The following is an 18,714-nucleotide window of genomic DNA, read 5'->3' as shown; positions in this document are numbered from 1 at the left end:
CGATATACTGTCAACCATTCTTGTAGCAAATTGGTTTACAGTAAACTCTCATGACACCTTCTGACCTGGCTTTTGATCAACGCCATATCTGGCATCCCTACACCTCAATGACCGACCCTCTGCCCTGCTATCCGGTGGTTGCCGCTGAGGGGGTTGAGCTACAGCTGGCAGATGGTCGAAGATTGATTGATGGCATGTCTTCATGGTGGTCAGCTATTCACGGCTATAATCATCCGGCACTGAATCAGGCCGCACATCAGCAGTTAGATAAGATGTCGCACGTGATGTTTGGCGGCATTACCCACCCCCCCGCTGTGGAGCTGTGCAGGCAGTTGGTCGCCATAACTCCCCCGGCGCTGGAGTGCGTTTTTTTAGCGGATTCGGGTTCGGTGGCGGTCGAAGTGGCGCTGAAAATGGCACTGCAATACTGGCAGGCCAAAGGGGAACGGCGTCAGCGGCTCCTGACCCTGCGCCATGGCTACCACGGCGATACTTTCGGTGCGATGTCGGTTTGTGATCCTCAGAACTCAATGCACAGCTTGTATCAGGGCTATTTAGCCGAAAATCTGTTTGCCACTGCGCCACAATGCCGTTTCGATGAGGCGTGGAACCCTGACGATATCACTGATTTCGCCACCATGATTGCCGCGCACTGTGACGAGATTGCGGCGGTGATCCTAGAGCCGATAGTGCAAGGCGCAGGCGGGATGCGAATTTATCACCCCACCTATCTACGGCAGGTTAGAGCGCTGTGCGATCAGCATCAAATTTTGTTGATTGCCGATGAGATAGCCACTGGCTTTGGCCGTACCGGCAAGCTTTTTGCTTGTGAACACGCGCAGGTCGTGCCCGATATTCTCTGTCTGGGTAAGGCGCTGACCGGCGGCTATCTGACATTATCCGCCACACTGACTAGCCGTAATGTGGCAGAAACCATCAGTAATGGTGATGCTGGGTGCTTTATGCATGGGCCAACCTTTATGGCAAATCCATTAGCTTGCGCCGTGGCTTCCGCCACTCTTAATCTGTTGGCGGAGAATCGCTGGCAACAGCAGGTGAGCGCGATAGAGAGCCAATTGAAGCAGGCGCTACTGCCGCTGGCAGAGCATCACGCCGTGGCAGATGTGAGGGTGTTGGGGGCGATCGGCGTGGTGGAGATGAAAGAACCGGTTAATGTCGCCCGTCTGCAACGGGGATTTGTCGAACACGGCGTGTGGATTCGGCCTTTTGGCAAGCTTATTTACCTTATGCCGCCTTATATCATCTCACCCGAAGCTTTGACCCGACTCACCGATGCCGTGATAAGTGCGGTGGCGGGTATGGAAACAGCCCTTTCGGGCTGTTAATTGCAATTACGCCCGTGGTGCGCCAATACTGACCCACATAGGGCCTTTTCCGACCGGATACCGACTCAGCGTCGTCAGTTCGCCGCTGTTCTGATCAATCCGATACACTGCGATATGATCAGATTTTTGACCCGATGCGACTAGGAAGTTGCCACTGTGGTCAATATTAAAGCCGCGCGGCTGCGCTTCTGTCAGATGATGCCCTACCAGTGAGATTTCACGGCCATCTTCCGATACGCTGAAAATAGCTAACAGGCTGGCAGTTCGGTCGCTGATATAGAGATGGCGACCATTTGGCGTGATATGGATATCAGCAGCCCAGCGGGTGCCCGTAAAATCAGCAGGCATGGCGTCCAGAGTCTGAATCAGTTGGTACTCCTGCCCGTTATCACTGATTTGATACACATCCACTGAGCTATTAAGCTCATTGACGCAATAGGCAATCTGCTGATTCGGGTGGAAGGCCATGTGGCGCGGCCCTGCACCAGCAGCAACTTTAATATCAGCCTGTGCGTGCGGCGTTAACTTGCCATCAGTGCTTAAATCAAATAACCGCACTTTGTCCTCTTTCAGGCAAGGTACCAGCAAAATTTGATTCGTTGGGTCAATATTCGCTGAGTGCGGTGCTGGCAAATCATCCAATTGCTGAATAGGTGCCTGAACCACACCATGCTCATCAATAGGGCTAATGCTGACACAGTTGAAGCTGTAAGAGGCAGAGAACAGGAAATGGCCTTGTAAATCAGTGCCAATATGGGTCGGGCTACCGGGGAGCGGTGCCATACCTGCGGCAGTCAGGGTGCCATCATCGGCAATGTTGTAGCTGACAATAGCAAAATCAGGGCGCACCCCAACATACAGATGGCGCTGATTCGGGTTGATGACCATCGGCTGCACCTGGCCCGGAACCTCAACCTGTTGCAGCAAGGTTAATGCACCGGCGGAATCTAATTGCCAGACATGGATCTGCTGACTGTCTGGGCTTGCCACGTAAACCACTTGCTTCATCTCTACTCCTTAGTCGAGCCTGTTGGGCAACACTGTTTAGCCGAATGAGTCTGACTCATCCCACTCGGCCTTAAGCAAATATCGATTATTAACACACTATTTTAGCCTAGCTTACCTGACTGAGTGGGCATAACAACACTCTATAGCAACACTCTGACCTCGTGGCGATAAACTTACCCTGCTTACTCTTAGCCGATATACAGTCTGGTTTAATCAGTGGCTTATCCGGTGTACTATCAGAAAATCATATTGAAACATACTATTTCACTCGCCCCTTCAATAAGTCTGGGACTGCTATGACCTATCGCGTAATTGCACTGGATCTGGATGGAACACTACTGGATCACAAAAAACGTATTCTGCCGGAATCTTTATCAGCACTGGCTCAAGCCCGTGCCGAAGGGGTTAAGGTGGTGGTGGTAACTGGCCGTCATCATGTGGCTATTCATCCGTTTTATCAGGAGTTAGAGCTTGATACACCCGCCATTTGCTGTAACGGCACCTATATTTATGATTATCATGGCAAAAAAGTGTTGGATTCAAATCCATTGCAGCCTAAGCAAGCGGTTCAGGTCTTGCAGTTGCTAGAGCAAACCCATATCCACGGGCTGATGTATGTCGATGATGCAATGCTCTACCAGCAGACCAGTGGGCATGTCACCCGCTCACTGAGTTGGGCCGAGTCATTACCCGCCGCCCAGCGCCCGACACTGCTCCACGTCGATAGCTTATTAGATGCCGCCCACAGCGCCACCGCCATCTGGAAGTTCGCCACCTCCCACGCCGATACCGCACAGCTGAAAGCCTTTGCTACCATGGTTGAAGATGAAATGGGGCTGGCCTGTGAATGGTCATGGCATGATCAAGTGGATATCGCCCAAGCGGGCAACAGTAAAGGTATGCGCTTGCAGCAATGGGTTGAGTCTCAGGGCATCAGTATGCGCGAGGTGGTGGCTTTCGGAGATAACTTTAATGACCTGAGTATGCTGGAGAGCGCTGGTCTGGGCGTGGCGATGGGTAACAGCGCTGACGCCATCAAGCAGCGGGCTGATTTGGTTATCGCCGACAATGAGCAGCCGGGCATCGCCGCTGTTATTCGCCAGCATGTTTTGCTCAGATAGCTGGCTGGCCCAACCGCCCCACAGTGAAGTTGATTCAGCATCCCGGCCTGCTGGCCGGGACATTAACCATAATCTGGACTCAATCTTCCCGTGGCGTAATCTTGCCGTAATCCTGTTCGTTGTTGCGGGTTAACCACAGTGACAGGGCTTTCAGAGAGTCTGGTGTAAACTCGTCGCAACGCGCGGTGATCTCCTCCGGTAGCATCCAACGAACTTCATCAATCTCTTCCACCTGCAAGGCGAATGGGCCATGAGATACACAGCTGAACAACGCCCCCCACACACGACAACAGGCCTCTTCAAAGTAGAACTGCCCATGCTCGGCAAACGGAACACCCGCGATACCTAGCTCCTCTTCTGCTTCGCGCCGCGCAGATTCAAGGTAATTCTCGCCACTTTGCACCACACCACCGGCGGTCGCATCAAGCTTGCCGGGATAGAAATCTTTGCTCTCAGTTCGGCGTTGTACCAGAATTTTGCCCATTCCATCATGCACCACAATATAGGTAGCACGGTGGCGTAGTCGTTGAGCTCTCATTTGTTGACGACTGGATTGAGCAATAACCTCGTTTTGCTCATCAACAATATCAACCCACTCGATGACTGCTGCTGGATTTTGCTCCACCATCCTCTAAAACCTTCTATCTAGGCGCGATGAGACGCGCGCAATTGTTAATCAAGAGATTCCCCTGACGCCTCAAGGCCGCACTCTGCTACGCGCACCCTGAATGGGGGTAAATACTATTTATATTATTGGTTTTTTCAATGCCAACTGGGCGATAGGCTCATCATTTTGTAGGGTCAGAACCTGTAAAACAGCGCCGTCCAACATGCCATAACTCGCCGGATATCCCCCTTTAGGGATGCTAACGGAGCCGGGATTAAAGCAAATCACCTCATCCTGCCACTCTGCCTGCGGCAGATGAGTATGACCATAGACTAAGACATCCCCATGACGCAACGGGGGAAGTGCACCGGGATGATAAAGGTGACCATGCGTCAAAAATAGACGTGTTTCCGGCATAATAATCTGCTGCCAACTGGCCATGATAGGGAACTGCAGCAGCATTTGATCGACTTCACTATCGCAGTTGCCGCGCACTGCAATAATCTGCTCTTTATGGGGATTAAGGTACTCAGCTACTGCTGCTGGTTGATACCCCACCGGTAGCGCATTACGCGGGCCATGATTGAGTAGATCACCCAATAACACCAGCCATTGGGCATCACTGCGGGCAAAAATCTCCAGCACCTTTTCAGTCGCTGGCAGTGAACCATGTAGATCAGAAGCAAACATTAACTTCATAACATCGTCTTCTCAGGTCTAATCTCAGCAAATCAGGCGACAAGCACTGCCGCAGCACTTAATGAGAGCTAAAAGAGCCACTATTCTATCATCCAATCCGTCGGATTAATCTGATAAAAACAGCTATCTGTCATTAGCGTATTTTATCGCAAAAAATCGCGCTGACAGAATAAAATCATGTCAGCGCGAAATGAGGTAAAACGAGGGAGCAGCAGTTATTGCGCCTGTTGGGACACTAACTCAGCCAATGTCATAGAGTTAAATAAATATCCCTGCATTGCATCAATATTAGTCCCCTTGAGCTGTTCCGACTCATCTTGATTTTCGACGCCAACAACAATAACCCCAAGACAGTATTTCTTAATGTTATTGATCAATATCGGGAAGGTATGTTTGTTGTGCTGCCAGAAGAAATGCTTATCTATTTTCACATATTCAAAGATATTGGCCGTGACCGCATTTAACGTAGAACCCCCGCTGCCCAAATCATCCAACCATAATGGATAGCGCTCGGCCAACTCACGTAACAATGGGTTATTCATGCCATCAGATAAATTGGAGAAGGTCTCCATGATCTCTAACCGCAGGAAGGGCATGTCATCTAACATCTGGTCGGTTGAGTCATCGCTAACAATCACGCTGGCCAAATCAAAATCGATATTAATCGATAACAGAACATTGTTAGCAATAAACCAATCGCTATAGGTTTTCACCGCACGCAATTGATCCTGGAATAACTCACGCTTTCCATCGACACTCATGTCCCTAATAAACTGTTCTATATCAATGGGTAAATCGACCGACTTAGCTGAAAATCGGCTCAATAACTCGACTGCTAATAAGCTACCGTCTTGCTTATATATGGGTTCACATACATAAGAACAATTAACTTCGATATTTAGCTTCATGAGCACCTGAAAAGTGTATGGACAACAATGAGATCACCAACTGATCTCAGCCAGAGGATTTATAAGCCACCACAGGTTTTTATAAAACAGACAACGGTTATTTATAAAACCTTCAACTTCACAGGGAGAGCCTGTTCGCTCCTCTATTCAGATTTGTCTGTTTACTCTAGCAGATTTCTGTGAATTCAGTGTGTTAAAAGTATTCAATGCCGTGGCTTATCACTATTGCCCGTGCGCAGAAGCAGGACAGTTCAGCGCTAGCCATGATCTGGTATTACCTGTGTGTTAACTCTCTATTAATCGGACAGATCGACAGATTTATTTAGTTATTATTTTTATATTATCAAAAAATTCACTCAGGATGTGCTCAAGGTCGTGGGAGAAGTGTGCAGGATCACCTATGCTGAAGTAAAAACGGCATAAACGGAGATTGGCTATGCGTATCTTAATAACCGGAGCGACAGGACTCATTGGGCGCCATTTAACGGCCTTTCTTTTGTCACAAGCCCACCATGTCACCGCTCTAACCCGAGATCCGCTGCGGGCAAATCACCTGCTCGGCACACAAGTCACTTATTGGTCGACGCTAGATGATCAGCATGACCTCAATAATTTTGATGCGGTGATCAATCTTGCTGGTGAACCTATTGCAGAAAAACGCTGGACCTCACAACAAAAAGAGATTTTGTGCCAAAGTCGCTGGCAGATAACCGAAAAACTCACCACTTTAATCAAGGCCAGCAGTGCGCCACCGACGGTGCTTATTTCTGGATCGGCGGTAGGCTTTTATGGTGACCAAGGGCAAGCATTGGTCACTGAAGAGGAGACGCCACACGAAGAGTTTACTCATCAGTTGTGTGAGCGCTGGGAGAGTCTGGCTCGCGCCGCTGAAAGCAGTCATACCCGCGTATGTTTACTGCGCACCGGTATCGTACTGGCCCCGCACGGTGGGGCATTAGCTAAGATGGTGCCACTGTTGCGCCTCGGTTTAGGCGGCCCTATTGGTGATGGTCGCCAATATCTGCCGTGGATACATATCGATGATATGGTTCATGGCATCTATTTTTTACTGACGACCAATGGCCTAAATGGCCCCTTTAATATGGTCTCCCCTTATCCGGTGCATAACGAACAATTTATTGCCACCCTGGCCGAGGCATTAGGCCGCCCGGCGGTCATTCGTACTCCTGCGGCGGCAATTCGTTTATTACTGGGCGAATCCGCAGCCTTAGTATTGGGTGGACAACGGGCAGTACCGAAAAGATTAGAAGAGGCTGGTTTTGCTTTCCGCTATTTTGAACTGGAAGAAGCACTTCGTGATGTACTGAAAAAACCTATAACGTAAAATTGACCAGCAAGATATTCCTTATAGGGGGAATATCTTGCTGACAAACCTATCTTATAGCTCGAAGATTGGCGGACGACGGCCCGATGCTCTGATCTACAAGGCACAAAATTATGCCGCAATGATATTTTTCCAGGCTTGTTGGAGAACATCATTAGATATTTGGCTGGCCGGTTCCTTACGACCATCGTGAATGACATCTGGGATGTGCATCATATTATCGACCAATAAATCCAGCCCTTCCCCCTCTATTTTATGGTCATTAGTTTGCAGAACAAAACCCGCCAATATATTGTGACCTGGAGAGTCACCTTCTATCACCACCTCTTTTTCAACCCCCAGTATTCTAACCAGTAAGTTGTTATTCTGTTTTTTAAACCATAATTTTCTATGATCAATATCTTTAAGTATTACACTATTTTTCCCGTGGTTATCTCGAATTGTAGTTTTCCCAACCCCCAACTCAATAACATAAATATCATCTCCCTCACCGCCTTCCATCTTATCTATTCCACTGCCTGCGGATAGTATATCCTGCCCATCACCACCGACTAAATAGTCATTACCACTACCAGAGAACAACTGGTCACTCCCCTCTCCGCCAATAAGTCTATTATCACCACCTTTGGCATAAATAATATCATCACCTAAACCACCATCAATATTATGGCCAATACAGCTCAGATCGCTAATGGAATCATCACCCGCCATAAGATCTAGTGTACTATTTAACAGGCGATAGCCTTCAGGAAGGATAATATCCTCGCCGAGCGCTGTCGGATTAACTATTACCGGGGAGTCGGGATGAATTTCATACCCACCGCCTCTATTCTCAATAGAAAAAGTATTGTGATTCTTATCAACGAATGAAATTAATCGCTTAGAATCTTTATACTTAAGATCATCAGGGCAATTAAGTGCTATCTTCAAGAATGTATTAGGTTTATCACGGTGAGTGAGACTTAAGTCCCCCAGGCTATTTTCAGTGACCCGCAGTTCATAACCCGTTATATCACCTAGCACCAAATTAACTCGATTATCCTCTCGGCTATAATTAGTCAGCAAACGACAATCAATAATTAGCGAGTCACTATCACGCTCTTCTGGAAGAGATAATTTCGGAATATAGAACGTATTATCCCCGCCATTAGCAACAACGGAATCTCCGGGGCCTAAATTTTCAAAATGATAACCCGCTCCATCACCAAAAAACTTATGTTTTATTAATTGACTACTATTAAGTGAAGCTCGAATGAAAGTAGGTAATGTACTGGTTTTATCATTAACGGTAATAGTGTCACCCCTACTCCCTCTTTTATATACAGTCACTATTGGCGGTTCAGATTGTTTGTTCTCTGCTTGAGTTAAGTATTCAACCATTGGATTATAGTGTGCATTCATTTTAAGTGATAACGGAAGTTTATTTTCAGCTATATCCAATGTCTGAGGCCACTCTGGAAGCAATATCAGATTATCCGCAGTTTGGATAATATAGTGATGAGACAGGGCCTTCTTATCACCCGCCTCATTAGTCTTATAAGCACCCTTTAATCTAATTACGCCACTTTCATGATACTCATCACCAAGGGATATAACTATATCACTTCCATCTAGCAAAATATTACGTATTTTCTCGGCATTATAAGGCAACTGAACTGTACTGACTTCATCTAGTCCATCATCCATAATGACCACATCAATAACGCTGGTGACGGGGGGAGATATAATATAATTATCTGAGCCTTTGCCACCAATCGCCACCCCTTGTTGTAACACAAGAATATCATTTCCTCCCAGCCCCTCTAGTCGGTCATAACCATCGCCTCCACCACCATTTAAGTAGTTTATATTGTCATCACCAATCAACTTGTCACTCGTATCCGCCTGGCCATAAGCATTTTCAATATTATAAATAGTAGCAAGTCTCAATTTATCATTTATATATTTCACAAAGCCTTTTGCTAAATTAATCTCATAACCATCAGCACTAAAACGAACACCCATGGCTATAATGGTGTCACTCCCCCCCTGACCATCGAGAATACTGGCAGGACGATGAACAGATGCTTCAACATCACCCATCAAATAAAAGGTATCTTCTTTATCTCCACCAACGAATATTTTATGACCTTGAGAAACATCGAAGCTATTTCTATGATCTGCATGAGCGAAAATTAGGTCATCTCCACCACCAGAATTAAAATGTGTACTCAAGTCATTATACTCTTTACCACTGGCTAGAATAACCCTTGTGCTGGACTCCCTGTCGAGCCAAATATCTCGCGCTGAGCCAATTGTATTATAGAAATTAAAAAGATCTCGGTTGAAAATAATCGCATTATCTTGTTCATCTTTATTATTTAAATCTGTAACCTCTAGCTCTATTATTTTATAGTCATCAACATTTACACTCTCTTTCCAGCGATTCAACTCATTCTCTGAAAGGGGCCTTCTGGAATAGCGCATTAATCCATATCTATCTTGATTCTTTTCACTATAATTATGTGAATATAATAAATCCAGAAAGCTATCAGTTATATACCCATTTTTATAATCGCTCTTAAAGTACTTATCCTCCATCCCGATAAAATAGGTATCTGCCTTATAAATATAAACGTATTTCTTAACTGGGGTTAAATCTACAGGTTCATTGACATATGCGTAGCGATTATATCCCAGTGGTTTTATGCGCTGCTCAAAGGTATCATTAACCTGTTGTGTAATATAGGTGCTTAATTCCGCCTTGCTCTTCTCTTCCAGCCTTTGCTTAATATACTCTTCAGGCTCTGCACCAAATGCCAGACGTATGCCGGTTTTAAACTCCTCCCAACCATTAAGCTCAATTTCGCGCTTAATATACTCCACCTGGCGAACCGCATTATATATCATACCTGCTAACATGATGGCCGCCCCAATAGCAATGCCAATAGGGCCAGCAATACTCCCGCCCATGACTAATGCTATCGCGGTTGCTGTACTTACCGCAGCACCAATCGTTGAGAGCGAGCCATTCACAATATAGTCTGTTTTTAAATCTCGATCAGTTTCTCGTTCAGCTTTGCTAAAATTATCAATCGCCTCATAAATTTCAAAACCAGCCGCAGCTACATTTAAACCCGCCCCGGCAAACTTTGCCGATTTAGCCGCCATCTTATAGCCAGCACGCCCTCCCCTCGAATGGACTCCCGATAAGAGTTTCTTATTAAAGTAGCCCTGTAATTTATCAAACGTGGGCTGCATAAGATCGGTGCCTAAATCTACGACTGTAGAACTCCAACTGATTGCTAATTGCTTGGTTATTTCAGCTCGCTCCTCATCTGTTATATCCAGCGCTAATAATCTTTTTGCCATTGTTGCTGTGGCAATAGACAAGGTCAACATCCCTATTGTTTGAGCACCAGCACCCACTTTTTGCCCAAGTGATTGAAAACGATTTACAGACAAACCGTGAGGATTAATATCTTTGACCTGATCATCACCCGCAGTTTTCATTAGGCTTAAATTTTTACCAACCTGATTTTTATCTAAGATTCGACTGGGACTTAATATGTCAGTTGTTGGCACTGCCAGTAAATCAGTATTTTTTGCACTTATCTTTTGTAGTTCAAGTAGATCCGAATGTATATTTTGGTAATAGTCTGGTTCACTCACTGCTTTTAGTATTTCTCTGCTAAGCAAGAGTTCGTCAGGATGAGTTATGTCTATCCCCTGCCAGTTTTTTGTATTTTTACTTAGGTCGGTAGCACTGATACTACCGTCAGCTAAAGCATCTAATAAAACCACAGTTTTAGATGTAGGCTTATCTAGCGATCGCTCCAAGTCACTGTCTTGATGATCACTGAGTTTAGGTTGTGTTAGATCTGTATTTTCAATAACATCAGCTATCTGTCTACTCTCATTTTTCTCTATATTTAGTAAATAATCCTTAGCCAATAACTCATCGAAACTTCCACTATTAGCTTCCCTCATTACCCAATTAGAAAAGGACTCTTCCTTGGGGATCTCTCCTTTACATTTTTTATCCAAAAAAAAACCAAATTTTTCACTAGCATCCAAGTCTTTGGTCGCATTCTCTATTAATTCTGGAGATATCTTACCCTGTTGAGAGAACTCTTTTTCTAATAGATCAGGGAAATCTCTAATTGCACGAGGGATCGATATATACTCCTGCGCTATGTTTTTTATTAGGACTCCCAACACCATCTTATCATTAAAAATAATATTACCCTCTATATCTTTACTATAAATAACGCGATGACTATTGTCTTTAATACCAAAATCATAATACAAATCAACACCTGTATTTATACCTAATTTCTCCCCCAATACATTAGCAACAATACCTTGATTGAAAGCTTTAACTGATGCATTAATGCCGTTTTTCCATATTCCTCTGGAAAAATTTAAAGCAAAATAGCCAACATAATTCTCATTAGCTAAATTACAACCATAAAGAACAATGTGTTTAGGATTGATTGATTTTAGCCTCTCTTTTATTTCCAGCATGCCGATAATAAGTTCATCTGAAGTATTAGAAGCAAGGCGAGAATTTGTGATGCCAATCCTAGCACCTCCATGTCCACTCAACTGCCAACGAACATTATCACCTTGCATTTTCTCCAAATCACCATAGACAATTCGATGCCTCTTATTTTTAATATCATATTGGATAATGATTGTTTTATCTGGATGTTTTGCAGCTGAATACTTCACGGCATCACGAATGCCTTCATCATCCTCCAGTTGGAAAATAATTTGATAGTCATAATTCATTCCCTTGGAACTAAGGGGATTCTTTTCACTTAGTAAGTGAATGTATTCAGATGAAACCTCACCCCACTCAGCTATAGGCTTATTCATGGTGTCTCCAATATTAATTTATGATATGTTATCAGTATTAATTATTAATGCTTAATTATCATTAATAATGTATTAACTTTAAGCACAGGACTTGCTAAAAAAATAACTTTCTTTACAGGAAAAAACAGTAATATCACACATGAATTTTTTATCTAATATAATTAACTTATAAACTCTTTAATTTATTTTTACATGAGATGTTATATTGCTTATATTGATATCATTATATTCAAATCATAATGATTTGAATTTTTATTATTATGGAGATGAAAAGCTGAGAGGTTGGTAGGGCGATGAGATGAGTAGAACACCCATCTCATTGGAGTAGATTACTTCAGTGCACCAGAAAGGAACTGCTGTAAGCGGAGGCTTTTAGGGTGCCCAAAAAGTTCAGCCGGCGGGCCTTCCTCTTCAATGACCCCTTTATGCAGGAAGATAACATGGTTCGAAACATGGCGAGCGAACTCCATTTCATGGGTCACTACCACCATGGTTTTCCCCTCTTCTGCCAGTTTTTGCATAATACGTAATACTTCACCGACCAGTTCAGGGTCTAGCGCTGAGGTGGGTTCATCAAACAGTAATACATCCGGCTCCATTGCTAATGCGCGGGCAATAGAAACACGTTGTTGCTGACCGCCAGAAAGATGTACCGGATATTTCGCCCGCGCCCGCTCATCAATGCCAACTTTATCCAAATAACGAATAGCCCGCTCTTTCGCCACCGCTTTGCTCAGCCCTAATACTTGAACCGGTGCTTCCATGACATTTTCCAGCACTGTCATATGGCTCCATAAATTAAAATGCTGGAATACCATCGTTAACCGGGTACGCAGTAATTGCAGCTCTTTTTTATCGAAGACTTTTAATTGCCCATCTTTATCTCGAACTAAGCGGATATTTTGATTATTTACACTGATCGTGCCTTCGCTGGGTTTTTCCAGAAAATTGATACAGCGTAAAAAAGTACTTTTCCCCGAGCCGGAGGAGCCAATAATGGAGATCACATCCCCCGCTTTGGCTGAGAGGGAAACACCTTTTAAAACCTCGTGTTCACCATAGTGCTTATGCAATTCGGTCACAGACAGTTTGGTTTCAGCTATTTTAGTTTCTGATGCGTCAGTCATAGTTTCTAATGTGTCCATCATGGTTTCTCCGTACTTAATGCGATGCCTGCGGTTTTATATGAGCCAGCCAACGTTTCTCTGCCTGGCGGAACAGGCTAATTAGCGTAAAGGAGATAATCAGATAAAGTACGGCAGCAATACCAAAAGCATAAAACGGCTGATAAGTCGCGGCGTTAATATCACGCGCTATTTTCAGTATATCCGGCACTGTGGCTGTAAAAGCCAGCGCCGTAGAGTGCAGCATTAAAATCACTTCATTACTGTAGGCCGGTAAGGCAATACGCAGGGCCGAAGGTAAAATAATGCAACGATACATTTTAAAGCGCGAGAAACCATAAGCTCTGGCTGCTTCAATTTCACCATGTGGCACCGAACGAATGGCACCGGCGAAAATCTCGGTAGTATAGGCACAGGTATTTAGCGTCAGCGCTAAAATAGTACAATTTAATCCACTGCGGAAGAATGCATTAAGTAGATCATTGCCTCGGATTATCTCCAGACTGTACATACCGGAATAGAATACCAATAATTGCACATATAGTGGTGTGCCACGGAAGATATAGGTGAAAATCCAGACCGGTAAGCGAATCCAGCGCCGTTCGGCCACCCGAGCTACCGCTAAAGGAATAGCTAGCAGCCCCCCCATGACTACCGAGGATATTAATAACCACAAAGTGACGGCCATTCCGGTAAAGCGGTAGCCATCACTCCAAAGTAGTGCTTGCCAATACTGGTGCAGGATTTCAATCATAGTTCAGCCCTCTTCACCCCTTGGGAATAGCGCCGTTCCAACCATAGCAATACACCATTTGATAGCGTGGTGAAGATCAGATAAACCGCACCCGCCACTAGAGCAAAGAAGAAGGGTTGATAGGTCCCCTTTCCCGCCAACTGGGTTGCTTTAACCACATCATTTAATCCCAAAATAGAGACCAATGCTGTTGCTTTTAAAATGACTTGCCAGTTATTACCAATACCTGGTAGTGCATAGCGCATCATCGCCGGAAACATAATTCGGCGGAAAATCTGGCTTGGGGTGAAACCAAATGCGGTGGCCGCTTCAATTTGGCCGGCAGGAACCGCCATATAAGCACCACGGAAGGTTTCCGTGAAATAAGCACCATAGATAAAGCCGAGGGTAATAATCCCGGCGGAGAGAGGGTCTATATTGATTTGTTCAAAACCGAGCGATTCAGTCACGCTATTTAGGGTTATTTGCAAACCATAGAAGATAAGCAGCATTAAAACTAAATCCGGTACACCGCGAATAAGCGTGGTGTAGCACTCAAATAAGCCAGATAACAGCCGATTTGATGATAACTTTCCACCGGCACCCATCAGGCCGATAATCACTGACAGCAGCACTGAGCACAATGCTAACTCCAGCGTCACCAGCGCACCCTCAAATATCAGTTTCGAATATCCATCCAGCATCTGGGTTATCCTGTTTTACTGAGTAAGGAGTCTGGTAAATGACTATTATTAAGTACCCTTAGTGACCCCTGCCGGAATAGACAGGGGCCATGACGGTAATAGAATTAACCGCCGTAAACATCAAAATCGAAATATTTTTTCGCCAGTTTGTCGTAAGTGCCATCTTTACGCATTTCGGCAAAGGCTTTATCCAACGCGGCTTTCAGTTCTGCATCATCTTTACGCAAGCCCATTCCGGTGCCTACGCCAAAGAATTGATCATTTTTAACTGACGGCCCAGCAAAGGCGTAGCCTTTACCGACCTCTTGTTTCAGGAAACCCTCACTGCCCGCCACTTCATCCTGGAAAGCGGTGTCAATGCGACCTGAAGCCAGGTCAGCATAGATCAAGTCCTGGTTTTGATAGGCAACAACATCGATGCCTTTGGGCTGCCATTCAGCATTGGCGAATGCTTCCTGAGTCGACCCTTGTAACACGCCAACACGTTTGCCCTTCAAGGCCACCAAAGTCGGTTCGATCTTGCTATCTTTTGGCGCAATTAAGCGGGCATTGGCGGCGTAAAGTTTGTCGGTGAAGGCAATCTCTTTTTGCCGTTTTTCAGTGATGGAGAGCGAGGAGATAATGGCATCAATTTTTTTAGCTTTGAGTGATGGAATTAATGCATCGAAGTCACTCTCAACAAAAGTACATTTAGTATCAATGCGTTTGCATAACTCTTTTGCTATATCGATATCAAAACCGACCAGTTCACCACTGGCATTTTTAGATTCAAATGGTTCATAAGTGGGATCAGTACCAATCTTGACATCTTTAGGAATGGCAGCAAAAGCACTGCTCGCGGCAGCCAATGCTAAAACTAAAGGAAGAACCAGAATCTTCTTATTCATACATAATCCTCAAATTGATTTTCGATGCCATAAAGCACGTTAGATTTCTGCACAGCCCAGAGTTTTCTTAAATTAATAACTTTTCATAGATCAATTTGCAGTAATCGTGCCAGTAATTATCTGGAGGGAAAGCAGATTCCATCACTGCTTTCTTAGCACGATCATCACTAAATCAGGGCATCAGGCTATGAACAGAAATCAAATTGGCAATTTATATCACAGCACAGATCGTGCAACGGGATCATTATGGTGCATTACTCGCCCCATTTCAGTGCGATGTTGCACAAATGTATCAATTAAGTGGGAAATGTTAATTATGGCCTTGCCAACGAACAAAAAGATCTTCAGGTAGCTCAATATCAAATTGATCGATAACCCGATTAACGGTCTGATCAACAATGTCCTGAATGGTTTGAGGGTGGTGATAGAACGCAGGCATCGGGGGCATAATCACCGCACCCAACTCAGCGGCCTGCACCATCAGCCGTAAATGGCCTAAATGTAGCGGGGTTTCGCGAACACACAGCAGCAATGGCCGGCGCTCTTTCAATATCACATCAGCAGCACGAGTCAATAATCCATCGGTGTAGCTATGGACAATGCCAGATAAGGTTTTGATTGAGCAGGGTAAAATAACCATGCCATGGGTCTTGAATGACCCCGAGGAGATACAAGCCGCAATGTCTCGTGAGTCATGCACCACATCCGCCAGCGCCTGCACATCCTTAACACTGAATTCGGTTTCAAGCGCCAGAGTCTGACGCGCCGCATGACTGAGAATCAAATGCGTTTCCACGCCCTCGACATGTTGCAGCACCTGTAACAGCCGCACGCCATAGATGGCCCCGCTGGCACCACTGATACCGATAATAAGTCGTTTCATGGAACACTGCCTCACACTGACATTATGCTTTTCAAACTAAGCATAACATAAAGAAATAGGGGCAAACTTTGCCGTATCAGGCAGGGATTAGCAAGTTATAGCCACTCACTCTCGACTGTTTTGCCGATGAATCGATAACAAAAAAGGTGCACCGCGCCTGAGCGCAGGTTGCACCTTTTTAATTCATTTGCCTTTACCGCTCAAACGGCACTGGATGTACCGGTAGATTTTGATATGCGGCCTATAGTGCGGCAACTCAAAACACGAGGGAGTAATTACCCTTCATTATGCATTTCAAGATTTTCTGCTTCGTTATGATTACGTAATGCCTGTGCATCATCGTTACGTAACGACTCCAGATACTCCAGATAGCTCTGATCCACATCTTTGGTGACGTAAACACCATTAAAGACTGAGCACTCAAACTGAGTGATATCTGGGTTATCTTCGCGTACTGCTTCGATAAGGTCAGGAAGATCCTGGAAAATCAGTGCATCGGCACCAATCAACTGGCGAATCTCGTCCACTTCGCGGCCATGGGCAATCAACTCATTGGCGCTAGGCATATCGATACCGTACACATTCGGGAAGCGAATCTCAGGAGCGGCAGAAGCAAAATAGACTTTCTTCGCCCCAGCTTCACGTGCCATCTCGACTATCTGTTCTGAGGTCGTACCACGTACGATTGAGTCATCCACTAATAGCACATTCTTATCGCGGAACTCGGCACGGTTGGCGTTCAGTTTGCGGCGCACTGATTTACGGCGCTCTTGCTGGCCCGGCATGATGAAAGTGCGGCCTACATAGCGGTTTTTCACAAACCCCTGACGATACGGTTTATCCAGAATACGGGCAATTTCCAGCGCGATATCGCAGGAGGTTTCCGGGATAGGGATAACCACATCAATATCCAGATCTTCCCACTGTTTAGCAATTTTTGCGCCCAATTTCTGCCCCATGCGCACCCGCGCACTGTAAACAGAAATTTTATCCATAAAGGAGTCAGGACGGGCAAAATAGACATACTCAAACAAGCACGGATTGAATTTTGGATTTTCAGCACACTGACGGGTGAACAACTGGCCCTTTTCGGTGATATACACCGCTTCGCCCGGCGCTACATCACGCAGGAATTCGAAGCCAAGGGTATCAAGTGCCACACTTTCAGAAGCAACCATGTACTCATTACGGCCATCAACCAGGGTGCGTTTACCAATCACCAGCGGACGGATGCCGTTAGGGTCACGGAAGGCGACCATGCCGTGGCCGATAATCATCGCGACGCAAGCATAGGCACCACGGATCAACTGATGCGTGGCGGCAACAGCGGCAAAAATGTTGTCAGATTCCAGCGGGTAGTGTTGGAAACGATCTAATTCACTGGCAAAAATATTCAGCAGAATTTCTGAGTCAGAGGTGGTGTTCACATGACGGCGAGAAACTTCGAATAATTTCTTTCTCAGTTGGTGAGCGTTAGTCAAATTTCCGTTATGAGCCAGGGTGATGCCAAACGGTGAGTTAACGTAGAAGGGCTGAGCCTCGGAAGCACTGGAGCTGCCAGCGGTCGGGTAGCGAACATGGCCAATCCCCATATTCCCCTGTAAGCGCAGCATATGCCGGGTTTCAAATACATCCTTCACCAAGCCATTTGCTTTACGCAGCCGGAACCCATTATGGGCATCAATGGTAACGATGCCCGCAGCATCCTGGCCTCGGTGCTGGAGCACCGTCAGCGCATCATAAATCGACTGGTTTACCGGTGCAAAACCGGCGATACCGACAATACCGCACATGTTGTCTTTTCCTCATAAGCCGCTTCGAATCGGTAATTGATTCGGTAAGAAACTCGACGTGCTCTGCAGGTAGTCAAAGAACCACCTGATGATATAACTGAACTGCGGGATTAATTGTGACTGTTTCCAGTCTTCACTTTGTGAGAAGCCGGTAAACGTGTCGAGAAAGAACAACATGGCTGAGACAATCAGAACACCTCGCAGCGCCCCAAAACAGATCCCCAATACCCTGTCTGTTCCTGATAACCCGGTACGTTCAACCAGTGAACCAATCACATAGTTAACAATAGCCCCGACGATCAATGTCGCGATGAACAAAATGCCGATGGCAATGCCGTTACGTACCACTTCATCCTCAAAACGGGTGAAGTAGATAGCAAGGTAAGTGTAAAAATGGCTGGCGACAAAAAACGCACATCCCCATGTTACAAGTGACAATGCTTCACGGACAAATCCCCGGATTAAGCTGACTAACGCAGAAAATCCGATAATCCCTATAATGACGTAATCAATCCAGACCATGACTATTCCAATGACGAAATCGCCGCTGCATCCTGTTCGCGGCGAATTCTAACAGAAAAAGAAAACGTTTGCGTAGGGGTTTCTGACCCCGCGACAAATTAAAGTGCGGCGATTTTAAAAACAACAATCGCCGCACAAACTTAGCGCCCAAACCCCGTGCGCACTGACATCCTA

General features: G+C 45.5%; 15 protein-coding genes. 3 read left to right on the top strand and 12 right to left on the bottom strand.

Features of this window, described 5'->3' with window-relative positions; all coding sequences use genetic code 11:
• The first annotated feature begins 50 nt into the window (after positions 1-50).
• Entirely contained in the window at positions 51-1,346 is a 1,296-nt protein-coding gene (gene bioA, locus FFE93_RS06915) for an adenosylmethionine--8-amino-7-oxononanoate transaminase (RefSeq protein WP_138774947.1), read from the top strand.
• Positions 1,347-1,352: 6 nt separating this feature from the next.
• Here the strand turns inward: bioA and pgl are convergent, their stop codons facing one another.
• Positions 1,353-2,354 carry a 6-phosphogluconolactonase gene (gene pgl / locus FFE93_RS06910; RefSeq protein ID WP_138774946.1) on the bottom strand — a complete coding sequence of 334 codons (1,002 nt, stop codon included), beginning with the start codon at positions 2,352-2,354 and terminating at the stop codon, positions 1,353-1,355.
• Positions 2,355-2,650: 296 nt separating this feature from the next.
• Between pgl and FFE93_RS06905 the strand changes: the two genes are divergently transcribed.
• Positions 2,651-3,475 (top strand): pyridoxal phosphatase, encoded by an 825-nt coding sequence (locus FFE93_RS06905; protein ID WP_138774945.1) that lies wholly within the window; start codon positions 2,651-2,653, stop codon positions 3,473-3,475.
• Between the two features lie 79 nt (positions 3,476-3,554).
• On the opposite strand, the gene yfcD is transcribed toward FFE93_RS06905, so the two are convergent.
• The 3 genes from yfcD to FFE93_RS06890 form a co-directional block, all read right to left on the bottom strand.
• Positions 3,555-4,103, bottom strand: coding sequence for an NUDIX hydrolase YfcD (gene yfcD / locus FFE93_RS06900; RefSeq protein ID WP_005276741.1), 549 nt, complete (start codon positions 4,101-4,103; stop codon positions 3,555-3,557).
• A gap of 117 nt (positions 4,104-4,220) precedes the next feature.
• Entirely contained in the window at positions 4,221-4,781 is a 561-nt protein-coding gene (yfcE, locus tag FFE93_RS06895) for a phosphodiesterase (RefSeq protein WP_032898395.1), read from the bottom strand.
• A 215-nt stretch (positions 4,782-4,996) separates the two neighbouring features.
• Entirely contained in the window at positions 4,997-5,689 is a 693-nt protein-coding gene (locus FFE93_RS06890; RefSeq protein ID WP_186367700.1) for an EAL domain-containing protein, read from the bottom strand.
• A gap of 436 nt (positions 5,690-6,125) precedes the next feature.
• On the opposite strand from FFE93_RS06890, the gene FFE93_RS06885 reads away from it, so the two are divergent.
• Complete coding sequence (locus tag FFE93_RS06885; protein ID WP_032898394.1) at positions 6,126-7,034, top strand: TIGR01777 family oxidoreductase; 909 nt, start codon at positions 6,126-6,128, stop codon at positions 7,032-7,034.
• A 111-nt stretch (positions 7,035-7,145) separates the two neighbouring features.
• Here FFE93_RS06885 and FFE93_RS06880 read toward each other — a convergent pair whose 3' ends face one another.
• The 8 genes from FFE93_RS06880 to cvpA all read right to left on the bottom strand — a co-directional run bounded on the left by FFE93_RS06880 (position 7,146) and on the right by cvpA (position 18,540).
• Entirely contained in the window at positions 7,146-11,894 is a 4,749-nt protein-coding gene (locus FFE93_RS06880) for a C80 family cysteine peptidase (RefSeq protein WP_138774943.1), read from the bottom strand.
• Between the two features lie 329 nt (positions 11,895-12,223).
• The gene (hisP, locus tag FFE93_RS06875) at positions 12,224-13,021 is read right to left on the bottom strand and encodes a histidine ABC transporter ATP-binding protein HisP (RefSeq protein WP_005276727.1); all 798 of its coding nucleotides are present in this window, start codon (positions 13,019-13,021) and stop codon (positions 12,224-12,226) included.
• Between the two features lie 34 nt (positions 13,022-13,055).
• Positions 13,056-13,772: an ABC transporter permease gene (locus FFE93_RS06870; protein WP_032898392.1), complete on the bottom strand. Its 717-nt coding sequence runs from the start codon at positions 13,770-13,772 to the stop codon at positions 13,056-13,058.
• Positions 13,769-14,455: a histidine ABC transporter permease HisQ gene (locus FFE93_RS06865; RefSeq protein WP_005276723.1), complete on the bottom strand. Its 687-nt coding sequence runs from the start codon at positions 14,453-14,455 to the stop codon at positions 13,769-13,771. The genes FFE93_RS06870 and FFE93_RS06865 overlap by 4 nt, the downstream gene beginning before the upstream one ends.
• Before the next feature lie 104 nt (positions 14,456-14,559).
• Positions 14,560-15,342 carry a histidine ABC transporter substrate-binding protein HisJ gene (gene hisJ / locus FFE93_RS06860; protein WP_005276721.1) on the bottom strand — a complete coding sequence of 261 codons (783 nt, stop codon included), beginning with the start codon at positions 15,340-15,342 and terminating at the stop codon, positions 14,560-14,562.
• Positions 15,343-15,652: 310 nt separating this feature from the next.
• Positions 15,653-16,225, bottom strand: a complete 573-nt coding sequence (locus FFE93_RS06855; protein ID WP_005276719.1) for a UbiX family flavin prenyltransferase — start codon at positions 16,223-16,225, stop codon at positions 15,653-15,655.
• Between the two features lie 275 nt (positions 16,226-16,500).
• Positions 16,501-18,018 (bottom strand): amidophosphoribosyltransferase, encoded by a 1,518-nt coding sequence (purF, locus tag FFE93_RS06850; protein ID WP_005276717.1) that lies wholly within the window; start codon positions 18,016-18,018, stop codon positions 16,501-16,503.
• A gap of 12 nt (positions 18,019-18,030) precedes the next feature.
• A complete protein-coding gene (gene cvpA / locus FFE93_RS06845) occupies positions 18,031-18,540 on the bottom strand; it encodes a colicin V production protein (protein WP_004875284.1) in 510 nt (169 codons plus the stop codon).
• Between the last annotated feature and the right edge of the window lie 174 nt (positions 18,541-18,714).

Source organism: Yersinia sp. KBS0713 (genome assembly GCF_005937895.2).
Lineage (GTDB): Bacteria > Pseudomonadota > Gammaproteobacteria > Enterobacterales > Enterobacteriaceae > Yersinia > Yersinia bercovieri.
This window is presented reverse-complemented; position numbering and strand designations above follow the sequence as displayed.